Origin of the sequence: Thermorhabdus hydrogeniformans, assembly GCF_049310025.1 — a bacterium.
Classification (GTDB): domain Bacteria; phylum Bacillota; class Thermosediminibacteria; order Thermosediminibacterales; family Tepidanaerobacteraceae; genus JBJYKD01.
On sequence record NZ_JBJYKD010000124.1, the window covers coordinates 1 to 275 of the forward strand.

Sequence of the window (275 nt, forward strand, 5' to 3'; positions counted from 1 at the left end):
GGCCCCGATACGGTGCAGGCCGGAAGTGAATTTAAACTGAACATAGGCCTGAAGAGCGTGGCGGACAGCGTATATTCAAACGTATACGCCGCAGACATAACGGTGGAATACGACGAAGACCTGTTTGAACTTACAACCTGCCAAGAGGCCGGCGACGACATCATAATAGCAGAAGTATATGAAGAAAAGCCCGGCAGCGTGAGAATACTGCTGGCCAGCACCCGGGCCATAATAGGCGATGATGCGGCACTGGTCGAGCTGAACTTCAAAGCAAA

The 275-nt window shown here is 52.0% G+C and carries 1 protein-coding gene; it reads left to right on the forward strand.

The window, feature by feature from the left end; translation table 11 throughout:
* Positions 1-275, forward strand: a 275-nt coding sequence (locus tag ACKX14_RS15770) for a cohesin domain-containing protein (RefSeq protein ID WP_422449334.1), incomplete at both ends; no start/stop codon positions are given.